Genomic DNA, 13,317 nt, shown 5'->3' on the forward strand with positions numbered 1-13,317 from the left:
GATGAGGAAGTCTCACCCCGTCCGGCGTGCCGTGCTCGCCGGGGCAGCCACCGTCTCCGGGATCGTGCTGCTGCTGTCCCTGAAGCCGGCCTCCGACCCGGGCGCCGCCCAGGCGGCGGGCGGGCAGGTGCCGCCGGCGGCGGCCGGGCAGGCCCCGCAGGGCGGCGTGAACGGCGCGGTCACCGGTGACGCCGCGCAGACGGAGTACGGCGCGGTCCAGGTCCGCCTGACCATGAGCAACGGCAAGATCGCCCGGGCGGAGGCGGTGCAGGCGCCGAAGGGCGGGCGCAGCGACCAGATCACCGCCAGCGCGGTGCCCCGCCTCAATCAGGCGGCGGTCGCGGCGCAGAGCGCGGACCTCGACGCGGTGTCGGGTGCCACGTACACCAGCGCGGGCTACAACAAGTCCCTCCAGTCCGCCCTGGACAAGGCCAAGACCTCGGGCGGTACCGCCCGGGGTTCGGGCGAGGCCCCGGGCGGTGCCGCCCAGGGCTCGGGCGAGACCCCGGGCGGTGCCGCCCAGGGCTCGGGCCAGAGATCCGATCGGGGCGCCGGCCAGGCGCAGGCGCAGACCCTCACAGGCAGCGTGGCGCAGACGGAGTACGGCCCCGTCCAGGTCCGCATCACCGTCGCGGGCGGGAAGATCACCAAGGCCGAGGCGGTCCAGGCGCCCAAGGGCGGGCGCAGCGACCTGATCACCTCCACCTCCGTCCCCCGCCTCAACCGGGCGGCCGTCGCGGCAGGAAGCGCGGACATCGACGCGGTGTCCGGGGCCACGTACACCAGCGCCGGCTACAAGAAGTCCCTCCAGTCTGCACTGGACCAGGCCGGTGGCTGACACCGTGGCCGACTCCGCCGAGGTACGTCATGTCGAGGAGACGATGGGGACCGTCTTCTCCCTCGACGTCCGCGGCGGGGAACCGGCCGCCGTGCGCGCGGCCGTGGACGAGGTCGTCGCCGGACTGCACCGGGTCGACGAGGTGTTCAGCACCTACCGCGACGACAGCCAGGTCTCCCGGTTGCAGCGCGGGGAGCTGGCCGTCGAGGAGTGCGATCCCGAGGTCGCCGAGGTGCTCGGCCTGGCGGCCGAGGCGGAGCGGCTGAGCGACGGCTGGTTCAGCACGTCGTACGGGGGCCGCCTCGATCCGACCGGCATCGTCAAGGGCTGGGCGGTCGAGCGGGCGGCGCGGCGGCTGGCCGCGGTGCCCGGGGTGTGCGGGGTGAACGTCAACGGCGGCGGGGACGTGCAGCTGCTGGGGACGCCGGGCGGGCAGCGGCCGTGGCGGGTGGGGGTGTCCGACCCGTTGCGGCCGGGGGGTCTGGCGGCGGTCGTCTCGGCGGCCGGGGTGGGGGAGCTGTCCGTGGCCACGTCCGGCACGGCGGAGCGCGGGGCGCACATCGTCGATCCGCGGACGGGGCGTTCGGCCGTGAGCGACCTCGTCGCCGTGACGGTGGTGGGGCCCCGGCTGACCTGGGTGGACTGCTGGGCCACGGCGGCGTTCGCGATGGGGTCGCGGGCCGGGCTGGCGTGGCTGGAGTCGCTGCCGGACGTCGAGGCGCTGCTCATCACGGCCGGTGACGAGGTGTGCTGCACCGGGGGGCTGGCGGCGCGGCTGGGGTGAGGCGAACCGGCTCAGGGCGCGGGCGGGGCGCCGGCCACGGATCACCCGCGCCCGGCGCCCCGCCCGCGCCCCCGAGGCGCTACTGCCCGTTCTGCGCGAGCCTCAGCAGGTGATCCGCCAGCGCCTGCCCGCCCGTCGGCTCCCGGCTGATCAGCAGCAGGGTGTCGTCTCCGGCGATCGTCCCGAGGATGTCGTGCAGCTCGGCCTGGTCGATCGCCGAGGCGAGGAACTGGGCCGCGCCGGGCGGCGTGCGCAGCACCACGAGATTGGCCGACGCCTCCGCGGAGATCAGCAGCTCCTGGGAGAGCCGCCGCATCCGCTCCTCCTTCGCCGACCCGCCCAGCGGAGCGCGCGGGGTGCGGAAACCGCCCTCGCTCGGCACCGCGTAGATCAGGTCGCCGTCGGTGTTGCGGATCTTGACCGCGTTCAGCTCGTCCAGGTCGCGGCTGAGCGTCGCCTGCGTGACGCTCAGTCCGTCGTCGGCGAGCAGCTTGGCCAGCTGGCTCTGCGACCGCACCGGCTGCCGGTTGAGGATGTCCACGATCCGGCGGTGGCGTGCGGTGCGGGTCTGCGGCACGGCGGGCCCGTTCGCCCCCGGCTGCTCGTGGTCCTGCGCCTGGCTCATCGTCGTCTCATTCCCCGGATCGTCCTTCTTGCCCGCCGGCTGCCTGGAGGATGCCGGGCAGCGCTCCCAGGAACGCGTCCACCTCGTCGTCGCGGAGATTCAGCGGCGGCATCAGCCGGACGACGTCGGGGGCGGGCACGTTCACCAGGAAACCGGCCTCCTGAGCCGCCTGCCGCACCTGGGGCGCGAGCGGCTCGGTGAGCACGATACCCAGGAGGAGTCCCGCACCCCGGACGAAATCGATCAACTGGTGGCCGAGGCCCTCGATTCCTTCGCGCAGCCGCTCGCCCTGCCGCTTGACGTTCTCCAGCAGCCCCTCGTCCTCGATGGTGTCGAGGACGGCGAGCCCGGCGGCGCAGGCCACGGGGTTGCCGCCGAAGGTCGTGCCGTGCTGGCCGGGCCGGAGCAGCTCCGCGGCCCGGCCGAAGGCGACGGTCGCGCCGAGGGGCAGCCCGCCGCCGAGCTGCTTGGCCAGGGTGACGACGTCGGGCAGGACGCCCTCGTGGGCCTGGTACTCGAACCAGTGCCCGGTCCGGCCGATGCCGGTCTGCACCTCGTCGAGCACGAGGAGCGCCCCGGTGGCGGCGGTGATGGCGCGGGCGGCCCTGAGGTAGCCGGCGGGCGGGACGACGACGCCGAGCTCGCCCTGGATCGGCTCGATGATGACCAGCGCGGTCTCGTCGGTGACGGCGGCGGCCAGGGCCTGCGCGTCGCCGAACGGCACGTGGGTGACCTCCCCGGGCAGCGGCAGGAACGGGTCCCGCTTGCCGGGCTGGCCGGTCAGCGCCAGGGCGCCCATGGTCCGCCCGTGGAAGGCGCCCTCGGTGGCCACGACGTGGGTCCGCCCGGTCAGCCGGCCGATCTTGAAGGCGGCCTCGTTGGCCTCGGCGCCGGAGTTGCAGAAGAAGACCCTGCCGTCCCGGCCGAAGAGGCGCAGCAGCCGCTCGGCGAGGGTGACGGTCGGCTCCGCCATGAAGAAGTTGGAGATGTGGCCGAGGGAGCCGATCTGCCGGCTCACGGCCTCCACGACCGCCGGGTGGGCGTGGCCCAGGGCGTTGGTGGCGATGCCGCCGACGAAGTCGAGGTAGGACCTGCCGTCGGCGTCCCACACCGTGGTGCCCTCACCGCGGACGAGGGGCAGCAGCGGGGTGCCGTAGTTGTTCATGAGCGCGCCCCGCCACCGCTCGGCGAGTTCCTCGCTGGCGGTCATCCGGCATCCCCCTTCTCGTCGGGCACGACCATGGTGCCGATGCCCTCGTCGGTGAAGATCTCCAGCAGGATCGAGTGCTGGACCCGCCCGTCGATCACGCGGGCGTTGGTCACGCCGTTGCGCACGGCGTGCAGGCAGCCCTCCATCTTCGGCACCATGCCGGAGGACAGATCGGGCAGCAGCCGCTCCAGTTCGGATGCGGTGAGGCGGCTGATCACCTCGTCGCTGTTCGGCCAGTCCTCGTAGAGGCCCTCGACGTCGGTGAGGACCATGAGGGTCTCGGCGTCCAGTGCCGCAGCGAGCGCCGCAGCAGCCGTATCAGCATTGACGTTGTAGACATGTCCGTCGTCCTCGCTCCGGGCGATCGAGGAGACGACCGGGATGCGGCCGTCGGCGAGCAGGGCCTCGACGGCGCCCGTGTCGATCGCGGTGATCTCGCCGACCCGGCCGATGTCGACGAGTTCGCCGTCGATCTCGGGCTGGTGCTTGGTGGCGGTGATGGTGTGGGCGTCCTCGCCGGTGAGACCGACGGCGAGCGGGCCGTGCCGGTTGAGCAACCCGACCAGCTCGCGCTGCACCTGCCCGGCCAGCACCATCCGCACGACGTCCATGGCGTCCTCGGTGGTTACCCTGAGGCCCGCCTTGAACTCGCTGACGATGCCGTGCTGGTCGAGGGCGGCACTGATCTGCGGTCCGCCGCCGTGCACGACGACCGGCTTGAGGCCGGCGTGGTGCAGGAAGACGACGTCCTGGGCGAAGGCGGCCTTGAGGTCCTCGTCGACCATGGCGTTGCCGCCGAACTTGATGACGACCGTCTTGCCGTTGTGCCGGACCAGCCAGGGCAGCGCCTCGATGAGGATCTGCGCCTTGGGCAGCGCGGTGTGCTTGCGCGTCGGTGTGCTCATGAGCTGTAGGCGCTGTTCTCGTGGACGTAGTCGGCGGTGAGGTCGTTGGTCCAGATGGTGGCGGTCGCGGACCCGGCGGCGAGGTCGGCGACGATGTGCACCTCGCGGTAGCGCATGTCGACCTTGTCGCGGTCCTCGCCGAAGCTGCCGTTCTTGCAGACCCATACGCCGTTGATGGCGACGTTCAGCCGGTCCGGTTCGAAGGCGGCGCTCGTCGTGCCGATCGCGGAGAGCACCCGGCCCCAGTTGGGGTCCTCGCCGTGGATCGCGCACTTGAGGAGGTTGTTGCGGGCGATGGAGCGGCCCACCTCGACGGCGTCGTCCTCGGTCGCGGCGTTGATCACCTCGACCTTGATGTCCTTGCTGGCGCCCTCGGCGTCCCGGATGAGCTGCTGCCCGAGGTCGTCGCAGACCTGCCGTACGGCCTCGGCGAACTCCTCGTAGGCGGGGGTGATGCCGGAGGAGCCGGAGGCGAGCAGCAGCACGGTGTCGTTGGTGGACATGCAGCCGTCGGAGTCGACCCGGTCGAAGGTGACCTTCGTGGCGGCCCGCAGGGCGCTGTCCAGGGTGTCGCCGTCCAGGTCGGCGTCGGTGGTGAGGACGACCAGCACGGTGGCGAGGCCGGGGGCGAGCATGCCCGCGCCCTTGGCCATGCCGCCGACGGTCCAGCCGTCCTTGGTCACGACCGACGTCTTGTGGACGGTGTCGGTGGTCCTGATGGCGATGGCGGCCTTCTCGCCGCCGTGCTCGGAGAGCTGGGCCGCTGCCGTCTCCACGCCCGGGAGCAGCTTGTCCATGGGCAGCAGGACGCCGATGAGGCCGGTGGAGCAGACGGCGATCTCGATGGCGCCCCGGCCGAGGACCTCGGCGGCCTTCTCGGCGGTGGCGTGGGTGTCCTGGAAGCCCTTGGGGCCCGTGCAGGCGTTGGCGCCGCCGGAGTTGAGGACGACCGCGGAGGCCTGGCCGCTCTTGAGCACCTGCTCGGACCACAGGACCGGCGCGGCCTTCACGCGGTTGGAGGTGAAGACGCCGGCTGCGGCGCGGCGGGGCCCGGTGTTGACCACGAGGGCCAGGTCGGGGTTGCCGTTCTCCTTGATCCCGGCGGCGATGCCCGCCGCCGTGAATCCCTTCGCTGCGGTCACGCTCACGGCGCAACTCCGATCGTCGTCAGTCCGGTGGTCTCGTCGAGACCGAGGGCGAGGTTCATGCTCTGGACGGCACCGCCCGCGGTGCCCTTGGTGAGGTTGTCGATGGCGCTGATCGCGATGATCCGCCCGGCGGCCGCGTCGTACGCGACCTGCACCTGAACGGCGTTCGAACCGTAGACGGACGCCGTGGCCGGCCACTGGCCCTCGGGGAGCAGGTGCACGAACGGTTCGTCGGCGAAGGCCTTCTCGTAGGCGGCACGCAGGGTCTCGCCCGTGACGCCGTCGGCGGCCTTGGCGCTGCACGTGGCGAGGATGCCGCGCGGCATCGGGGCGAGGGTCGGGGTGAAGGAGACGGAGACCGGCTGCCCGGCGGCCGCGCTGAGGTTCTGGGTGATCTCGGGGGTGTGACGGTGCCCGCCGCCGACGCCGTACGGCGACATCGAACCCATGACCTCGCTGCCCAGCAGGTGCGGCTTGGGCGCCTTGCCCGCGCCGGAGGTGCCGGACGCGGCGACGATCACGGCCTCGGGCTCCGCCAGGCCCGCCGCGTAGGCCGGGAAGAGGGCCAGGGAGACGGCGGTGGGGTAGCAACCGGGTACCGCGACGCGCCTGGACCCCTCCAGCACGGCGCGGGCACCCGGCAGTTCGGGAAGGCCGTAGGGCCACGTGCCGGCGTGGGGCGAGCCGTAGAACGTCTCCCACGCGGCGGCGTCCGTGAGCCGGAAGTCGGCGCCCATGTCGATCACCAGGACGTCCGGGCCGAGCTGCTCGGCGACCGCGGCGGACTGCCCGTGCGGCAGCGCGAGGAAGACGACGTCGTGGCCCGCGAGGACCTCCGGCGTGGTCTCCCGCAGCACCCGGCCGGCCAGGGGCAGCAGGTGCGGCTGGAGCGCGCCGAGCGTCTGCCCGGCGTTGGAGTTGCCCGTCAGGGCGCCGATCTCGACCTCGGGGTGCGTCAGGAGCAGACGCAGCAGTTCCCCGCCCGCGTATCCGCTCGCTCCGGCCACTGCCGCACGTACCGCCATGGATCCTCCTTCGTGATGGCATGACTATACGTATCAATGCACGTTTATGCAATGCCGTGCCGAGCTGTTGCGCGCGGGCGGCGGGTGGCCGAGCAGCCGGATCACGTCGCCGTGCCCCTGGCCCGGAACCGGACGTGCGGGCCCGCCCCGCGTCCGGCCCGGGCGAGCGGCGCGGGCCCCGCGGGTCGGACGGTTCCGCGGCCCGTCCGTCGTCATTGGCCGACGGCGGCCGCCGGAAGGGCCACGAGGAGAAGGGCGGCCCTTCGCCCGTGCCGCCCGCCGTCTCATCGGTTGCCGTCGGTCAGGCCCTGGCGCACCGTCCGCAAGCCGCGCGCCCAGCGTGCACGGTGTGTGCTGTGCGGGTAGCCGGGGGCGCCTGTGGTCGAGCGGGGCGGCGCGGGCGTCAGGATGCCGTGGGGGTGCTGCGCCGGCGGTGGTGCTCTGCCGGTGCGCTGCGCGGGTTGAATGAGCGGTCGACTGCGGACACTTCACGGCGTGTCGCCTACCGTGAGTGGTGCAGGTGAAGCATCAGGGGCCGAGTTCAGCGCCCCCCTCGCGATGGAATCGGCACCCGCGAGCCGACGGTCGGGGCCCGGGGCGTGACGCCGCTCTCACCGACGGGACCGGCAACGCCTTCGAACGGGCGCTGACCGAGGTCCGCGACGCCCCCGGGAACGCGATGCGCTACCGGTACGCCCGCGTCGAGGACCCGGGCGTCGAGGGCGGTACCGGACCGGGGAGCAACCTGTACCTCCGGAAGATCGCCCGTACCGGCGGTGCGCCGCGGCGGATGTGATGTCGCCGGGTGGAAGTGTGATGCCCTGGGGGGTGTCAGTCAGCGGTGCGGAAGAAATTCCGGAAACCGTCCCCCGACCCGCCGTTCGAACCACCCGGTATGAGGTCTGCCCGTCGTATGCATGGGCCATCAGGAAGTTCACCGAACGGTACCCTGGGGTCAGCGTGAGAACCCTGTCGGAAAGTGGAACGGTCCGCGGGTATCCGGTCACGAGGTCGTCGTGGACAGGGAGCTCGGCACCGGTCTTTGATACTCCAAGCTGCAGTTCGTGATCTCGCTGGTCGGGCCACGAAGAGCACCACGGCCACCCGAGGCCTGCCGCCCCTGGTCTTCACCAACACCCTCGACGCCGCCCTGGCCGGCAAGTGGATCGCGGTGGACCGGGACATACCACGGGTGGGGCCGCGCACGGCGAAGAGGAAAGGGGCTCAGGACATCCATGGGCCGCCCCGCGGCGGAAGGGAACACAGGAGGGGACGCCATGGCCGAATTCCGGCCGGTGCCCGAGGTGTTGGACTACCTCGCGGGGAGCTGGCGCGTCGAACGCTCGGTGCGGGATCTGGCCGGCGGGGACGAGGGGCGGTTCTCCGGGACCACCGGGTTCAGCCCGCTGGCCGGCGGCGGCCTCCTGCACCATGAGTCCGGCACCTTCGTCTGGCAGGGCGTCGCCCGGCCCGCCGAGCGGACGCTGCGGTTCCTGCCGGGGAGGGCGCCGGGTACGGCGGACGTGCGGTTCGCGGACGGGCGGCCCTTCCATGACCTGGACCTGAGGTCGGGGCGGCATGTCGTCGGCCATCCGTGCGCGGCGGACCTCTACCGCGGCGAGTTCACCGTCCTCGACGCCGACCGCTGGCGGACGGTGTGGCGGGTGCGGGGGCCCGCCAAGGATCTGGTCCTGCGCACCGGCTACACCCGCGAGGGCTGAGCGGACGCCCCGTCGAACCGCAGGTTCCAGCGGCCCGCGCGGCCCGTCACGCAGATCGTCGACAACGGCCGGACATCGATGTTCCAGTACGTCGAGGGCGGTGCCTTCAGGGCGTAGACCAGGGCGGCACGGATCACCGACGGCTCGGCGACCGCCACGACCCGGCAGCCGTCCTCCACGGGCCGGGTGTCGAGCCAGCCGCCGACCCGGGTGATGAAATCCACCAGCGACTCACCGCCGTGCGGGGTGGCCCGGGGGTCGGCGAGCCAGCTGTCCACGGCTTCGGGCTCCCGGGCCATCGCCTCGCCCAGGGACAGCCCCCGCCAGCGGCCCATGTCGCAGTCGCGCAGGGCGAGCTGCACCAGCGGCGCGTAGCCGAGCCCGTCCCCGGTCGCACGGCTGCGCGGGGTCGGCGAGCAGTAGCGCAGCTCGGCCGCGGCGAGCGGCAGCAGGTCCCGGGCCGCGCGCTCCACCTCGGCCCAGCCGGCCTGGTCCAGCGGCTGGGCGTCCTCGAAACGCTCGGCGAGCGGCGGTGCGCCGCGCGCGGCTGCGACGAACGTGACCCGAAGTGACATGCGGCGATGGTGGGCGCAGCACGTGAGCCGGTCAAGAGGCGCCGTCGAGGCGTTACCGAGGGTGCCGCCGGTCTCACCGGTCGAAGACGAGCGCCATCCAGTGCTCGGGCCGCTCCAGTGGCGCGAACCCGATCTTCGCGTAGACCCCGTGCGCGTCGTGCGTGGCGAGCACCACGCGCCGCACGCCGTAGGACCGCGTCTTCTCCCGGACGGCGGTCGCGAGGGCGGATCCGAGGCCCTTGCCGCGCACCGAGGGGTCGACGTACACGTCGCACAGCCATGCGAAGGTCGCCCGGTCGGTGACGACCCGGGCGTACGCGACCTGCTCCCCCGACGCCTCCTCGTACACCCCGAAGTTGAGCGAGCCCTCGATGGCCCGGTCCTGCTTCTCCCTGGTGCGGCCCAGCGCCCAGTAGGCGTCGGTGGACAGCCAGTGATGCACGCGCGTGGCGTCGACGCGGGCGGGGTCGGTGGAGATCTCGTAGCCCTCGGGCAGGGGCGGGGTGCCGGTCATGGCGCGATGCTCGCAGGCGGGCCCGAGGCTCGTCGAGTGGTTATCCCGGCGCCTCGTCCCAGGCCCTGCGCAACCGCCGTACGCCGTCGGTGATCTCCTGGGTGGTGGCGACGGCGGCGAAGCTCAGCCGGAGGTGGGCGGCCGGCGGCTCGGCGCTGAAGTAGGGGCGGCCCGGCGTGATCGCGACACCGGCGCGCAGGCCCGCCGCCACCAGGGCCGCCTCGTCCGTACCGTCGGGCAGGCGCGGCCACAGGTGGTAGCCGCCGGACGGGACGTGCGCCAGGGCCAGTTCCGGCAGGCGCAGGGCGAGCGCGGACGTCATCGCGTCCCGTCGGGCCTTCAGCTCGGCGGAGACGGCCCGCAGATGACGGGGCCAGGCGGGCGAGCCGACGAGTTCGAGGGCGGCCTCCTGCAGCGGCCTCGGCACGAAGAAGGTGTCGACGATCTGGATGGCGCGCAGCCGCTCCAGGACCGGCCCGCGCGCGGCCAGGGCGCTCACCCGGAAGCTCGGCGAGGTCGCCTTGGTCAGCGAGCAGACATGGACGACGACGCCGTCGGGGTCGTCGGCGGCCAGCGGACGCGGCAGCGGCCCCGCGTCCTCGTGCACGAGCCGCCGCACGAAGTCGTCCTCGACGACGAACGCGCCGGCCTCGCGGGCGATGCGCAGCACCTCGGCGCGCCGCCCGGGCGCGAGCACGGCACCGGTGGGGTTCTGGAAGAGCGGCTGGCCACGCTGGCGCTGCGGACCTCGACCACCGCGCACGCCGCCGTCGTGGTCGGGCTGCTCCCCCTGACCACCGCGCTCTTCTCCGCCCTGCGCGTCGGCACCCGCCCCTCGCGCACGTTCTGGGCGGCGGCCCTCGCGGGCGCCGCGGCGGTGCTGGCGTTCACCGCGCAGCAGAGCGGCGGCGCCCTGACCACGGCCGAGCTGTATCTCTTCGCGGCGCTGGTGGTGTGCGCGGCCGGGTACACCGAGGGCGGCCGGCTGGCCCGGATCATGCCGGGCTGGCAGGTGATCGGCTGGGCGCTGGTGCTGTGCCTGCCGGTGGCCGTACCGGTCGCCGCGCTCGCCCTGGCGCAGGAGCCCGTGCGGCTCACCGCGCACAGCGTCACCGGGCTCCTCTGGGTCGCGGCCGGTTCGCAGTTCCTCGGGCTGGTCTTCTGGTACCGGGGCATGGCGGCCGTCGGCATCCCGAAGGCCAGCCAGTTGCAGCTCGCACAGCCCCTGCTCACACTGGTGTGGTCGGTGCTGCTGCTGGGCGAGCACCTGACGGTGGCCGCGCCGCTGACGGCCGCGGCGGTGCTGGTCTGCATCGCCGTCACACAGCGGGCGCGCGGCTGAGCCCCGGCGCGTACGGCCGGCCGGGGCGACGCGCTCCTCACCGCGGACGCGTGGCCACGGACCGATGCCCCACACCGTCTGAGGAGGCCCAGATGCGCGCAACCGTGGGTGACCAGCTTGTCCAGCACGGCAGGGTGGTCGGTCAGCACGACAAGGTCGGCGAGATCGTCGAAGTACTCGGCGAGGAGGGCGGCCCCCCGTACCGCGTCCGGTTCGAGGACGGGCACGAGGGCATCTGCTCGCCGGGACCCGACACGGAGATCCGCCACCGGGAGACCACCACCGGGCCGTGACTCAGCGCGGGGGCGGCGTCGGCTGTCCGTAGTGGTCGTCGACCACCCTCGCCATGGCCCCGACCCGATCGGCCGCCACGTCCCCGGCGGCGAAGAAGACGTGCCCGCGCACCTGCGCGTGCCCGCCGGCCAGCGTCAGGTGCCGGGACAACTCCGCGGTCTCCTGCCAGGCCGCGGGCTGCGCCGGGTCACCGGCCTTGTACAGCGCCTCCCCGACGTACAGGCGCGTCGAGCTGCCGCGCGCGACCTCCGCCCACCAGGGCACGAGCTGCGCGTAGTCGGCTGCGGCGAAGCCGATGTTCCAGTACAGCTGCGGGACGACGTAGTCGATCCAGCCCTCGCGGACCCAGGTGCGCGTGTCCGCGTGCAGGTCGTCGTACGTCTGCACGCCGGCCCTGGTGTCGGAGCCGAGCGCGTCGGTTGCCCTGTTGCGCCACACCCCGAACGGGGAGACACCGAAGTCGGCGTTCGGCCGGGCCTCCTTGACCCGGTCGGCCGTCTCGCGCACCAGCCGGTCGATGTTGTCGCGCCGCCACGCGGCCCGGTCGGGGAACCCGGCGCCGTGCTCCTCGTAGGCCGCATCGTCGTCGAAGGTCTGCCCGGCCACCGGGTAGGGGTAGAAGTAGTCGTCGAAGTGGACGCCGTCGACGGGGTACTTCGCCACCGCGTCGAGCATCGCGTCCTGGACGAACGCGCGCACCTCGGGCAGCCCCGGGTCGTAGTAGAGCTTCCCGCCGTACGCCACCACCCAGTCCGGGTTCCTGCGGGCCGGGTGCGAGGCCGCGAGCCGGGACGGGTCGGCGTGGACGGCGACCCGGTACGGGTTGAACCAGGCGTGCAGCTGCAGCCCGCGGGCGTGGGCCTCCTCGACGGCCGTGCCCAGCGGGTCCCAGCCGGGGTCCTTGCCCTGGATGCCGGTGAGGTACTGCGACCACGGCTCCCAAGGCGAGGGCCACAGCGCGTCGGCCGCGGGCCTGACCTGGAAGAACACCGTGTTGAGACCATTGCGGACGGCCGCGTCGAGGTGGGCGAGCAGCTCCGCGCGCTGCCGCGCGGCGGACAGCCCCGCCTTCGAGGGCCAGTCCCGGTTGGCCACGGTCGCCAGCCACACGCCCCGCATCTCCGAGGCCGCCCGGCCGCCGCCCTTGCCGTCCGCCGTGTCACCTCCCTTGGGCGCGGCCGACGCCGGAGGCATCATCGTGAAGGCCGACAGCGCCGCGACAGCGAACGCCCTGCGTGACACTCGTCCCATCCGCATGCCCCAAAAGCCGCGGATCCGCCCGGTCGCGGATCGCTCCGGGGCCCAGCATGCCGGACGTCGGGGCGCCCCCGGCGATCGATCATCGATACTTGGGAGTAACGTGCACGAACGGAGCAGGCACCGGGACCCGGCGAGCCTGCCCGGACGTGGATCAGCAGCGAAAGGGACGATGTGACGGACATCCCAGCGGGAGACATTGCACGCGTCGGAGTCGTGGGCTGCGGTCAGATGGGCGCGGGCATCGCCGAAGTGTGCGCCCGGGCCGGCCTGGACGTCATGGTCGCCGAGACCACCGGCGAAGCCCTGGAGATCGGCCGCACCCGGCTGTTCAACTCCCTGGCCAAGGCGGCCGAGCGCGGCAAGATCACCGAGGAGGAGAAGGAGGGCACGCTGGCCCGCCTGAGCTTCACCACGGACCTCGGCGAGTTCGCCGACCGTGACCTGGTGATCGAGGCTGTCGTCGAGAACGAGCAGGTCAAGACCGAGATCTTCCAGGTGCTCGATCAGGTCGTGACCCGGCCCGACGCCATCCTGGCCTCCAACACCTCGTCCATTCCGCTGGTGAAGCTGGCGGTGGCGACCTCCCGGCCCGACCAGGTGGTCGGCATCCACTTCTTCAACCCGGCCCCGGTGCAGAGGCTCGTCGAGCTGATCCCGGCGCTCACCACCTCCGAGGGCACCCTGAGCCGGGCCCAGCTGTTCACGGAGAAGCTGCTGGGCAAGCACGCGATCCGCGCCCAGGACCGCTCCGGCTTCGTGGTCAACGCGCTGCTGATCCCGTACCTGCTCTCCGCGATCCGGATGTTCGAGACGGGCATCGCCAGCCGCGAGGACATCGACAACGGCATGGAGATGGGCTGCGCCCACCCGATGGGCCCGCTGAAGCTGTCCGACCTCATCGGACTGGACACGGTCGCCTCGGTCGCGCAGTCGATGTACGAGGAGTACAAGGAGCCGCTGTACGCCGCTCCCCCGCTGCTGCAGCGCATGGTCGACGCGGGCCGGCTGGGCCGCAAGACGGGGTCGGGCTTCTACTCGTACTGACCCCGCCGACGGCCCCGGGCGGGGCCCGCGCC

The 13,317-nt window shown here is 73.0% G+C and carries 15 protein-coding genes; 6 read left to right on the plus strand and 9 right to left on the minus strand.

The features are described 5' to 3' along the window. Position 1 precedes the first annotated feature (1 nt). Positions 2 to 838: an FMN-binding protein gene (locus ACFW6P_RS04255; protein WP_386422901.1), complete on the plus strand. Its 837-nt coding sequence runs from the start codon at positions 2 to 4 to the stop codon at positions 836 to 838. A 43-nt stretch (positions 839 to 881) separates the two neighbouring features. Next, positions 882 to 1,622 carry an FAD:protein FMN transferase gene (locus ACFW6P_RS04260; RefSeq protein WP_386359909.1) on the plus strand — a complete coding sequence of 247 codons (741 nt, stop codon included), beginning with the start codon at positions 882 to 884 and terminating at the stop codon, positions 1,620 to 1,622. Between the two features lie 79 nt (positions 1,623 to 1,701). On the opposite strand, the gene ACFW6P_RS04265 is transcribed toward ACFW6P_RS04260, so the two are convergent. Genes ACFW6P_RS04265 through argC form a run of 5 tightly spaced genes read right to left on the minus strand, consistent with a single transcriptional unit; the run spans position 1,702 to position 6,535 of the window. Continuing rightward, positions 1,702 to 2,247, minus strand: a complete 546-nt coding sequence (locus tag ACFW6P_RS04265; protein WP_309096230.1) for an arginine repressor — start codon at positions 2,245 to 2,247, stop codon at positions 1,702 to 1,704. 7 nt (positions 2,248 to 2,254) lie between these two features. Further along, on the minus strand, positions 2,255 to 3,457 hold the full coding sequence (locus ACFW6P_RS04270) for an acetylornithine transaminase (protein WP_386360090.1): 1,203 nt from the start codon (positions 3,455 to 3,457) through the stop codon (positions 2,255 to 2,257). Next, a complete protein-coding gene (gene argB, locus ACFW6P_RS04275) occupies positions 3,454 to 4,362 on the minus strand; it encodes an acetylglutamate kinase (RefSeq protein WP_386360087.1) in 909 nt (302 codons plus the stop codon). The genes ACFW6P_RS04270 and argB overlap by 4 nt, the downstream gene beginning before the upstream one ends. After that, positions 4,359 to 5,510: a bifunctional glutamate N-acetyltransferase/amino-acid acetyltransferase ArgJ gene (gene argJ / locus ACFW6P_RS04280; protein WP_386360084.1), complete on the minus strand. Its 1,152-nt coding sequence runs from the start codon at positions 5,508 to 5,510 to the stop codon at positions 4,359 to 4,361. The genes argB and argJ overlap by 4 nt, the downstream gene beginning before the upstream one ends. After that, the gene (gene argC, locus ACFW6P_RS04285) at positions 5,507 to 6,535 is read right to left on the minus strand and encodes an N-acetyl-gamma-glutamyl-phosphate reductase (RefSeq protein WP_386360081.1); all 1,029 of its coding nucleotides are present in this window, start codon (positions 6,533 to 6,535) and stop codon (positions 5,507 to 5,509) included. Before argC ends, argJ begins: the two co-directional genes overlap by 4 nt. 1,277 nt (positions 6,536 to 7,812) lie before the next feature. On the opposite strand from argC, the gene ACFW6P_RS04290 reads away from it, so the two are divergent. Further along, complete coding sequence (locus ACFW6P_RS04290) at positions 7,813 to 8,256, plus strand: DUF6314 family protein (protein WP_386358195.1); 444 nt, start codon at positions 7,813 to 7,815, stop codon at positions 8,254 to 8,256. Here ACFW6P_RS04290 and ACFW6P_RS04295 read toward each other — a convergent pair. The 3 genes from ACFW6P_RS04295 to ACFW6P_RS04305 form a co-directional block, all read right to left on the minus strand. Continuing rightward, a complete protein-coding gene (locus ACFW6P_RS04295) occupies positions 8,238 to 8,831 on the minus strand; it encodes a histidine phosphatase family protein (RefSeq protein WP_386422902.1) in 594 nt (197 codons plus the stop codon). The genes ACFW6P_RS04290 and ACFW6P_RS04295 overlap by 19 nt on opposite strands. 73 nt (positions 8,832 to 8,904) lie before the next feature. Next, complete coding sequence (locus tag ACFW6P_RS04300; RefSeq protein ID WP_386358199.1) at positions 8,905 to 9,345, minus strand: GNAT family N-acetyltransferase; 441 nt, start codon at positions 9,343 to 9,345, stop codon at positions 8,905 to 8,907. A gap of 40 nt (positions 9,346 to 9,385) precedes the next feature. After that, a complete protein-coding gene (locus ACFW6P_RS04305) occupies positions 9,386 to 10,042 on the minus strand; it encodes a hypothetical protein (protein ID WP_386358201.1) in 657 nt (218 codons plus the stop codon). Here ACFW6P_RS04305 and ACFW6P_RS04310 point away from each other — a divergent pair. Both ACFW6P_RS04310 and ACFW6P_RS04315 read left to right on the plus strand, forming a co-directional pair. After that, positions 9,947 to 10,687 carry a DMT family transporter gene (locus ACFW6P_RS04310; protein WP_386422903.1) on the plus strand — a complete coding sequence of 247 codons (741 nt, stop codon included), beginning with the start codon at positions 9,947 to 9,949 and terminating at the stop codon, positions 10,685 to 10,687. The genes ACFW6P_RS04305 and ACFW6P_RS04310 overlap by 96 nt on opposite strands. A 92-nt stretch (positions 10,688 to 10,779) precedes the next feature. After that, positions 10,780 to 10,980: a DUF1918 domain-containing protein gene (locus ACFW6P_RS04315; RefSeq protein ID WP_356444346.1), complete on the plus strand. Its 201-nt coding sequence runs from the start codon at positions 10,780 to 10,782 to the stop codon at positions 10,978 to 10,980. Position 10,981: 1 nt separating this feature from the next. Here ACFW6P_RS04315 and ACFW6P_RS04320 read toward each other — a convergent pair whose 3' ends face one another. Continuing rightward, positions 10,982 to 12,232 carry a glycoside hydrolase family 10 protein gene (locus ACFW6P_RS04320; protein ID WP_386358205.1) on the minus strand — a complete coding sequence of 417 codons (1,251 nt, stop codon included), beginning with the start codon at positions 12,230 to 12,232 and terminating at the stop codon, positions 10,982 to 10,984. Between the two features lie 180 nt (positions 12,233 to 12,412). Here ACFW6P_RS04320 and ACFW6P_RS04325 point away from each other — a divergent pair, with 180 nt between their 5' ends. After that, positions 12,413 to 13,285: a 3-hydroxybutyryl-CoA dehydrogenase gene (locus ACFW6P_RS04325; RefSeq protein ID WP_386358206.1), complete on the plus strand. Its 873-nt coding sequence runs from the start codon at positions 12,413 to 12,415 to the stop codon at positions 13,283 to 13,285. Positions 13,286 to 13,317: the final 32 nt, after the last annotated feature.

The organism is Streptomyces sp. NPDC058741 (genome assembly GCF_042746715.1).
Classification (GTDB): Bacteria; Actinomycetota; Actinomycetes; order Streptomycetales; family Streptomycetaceae; genus Streptomyces.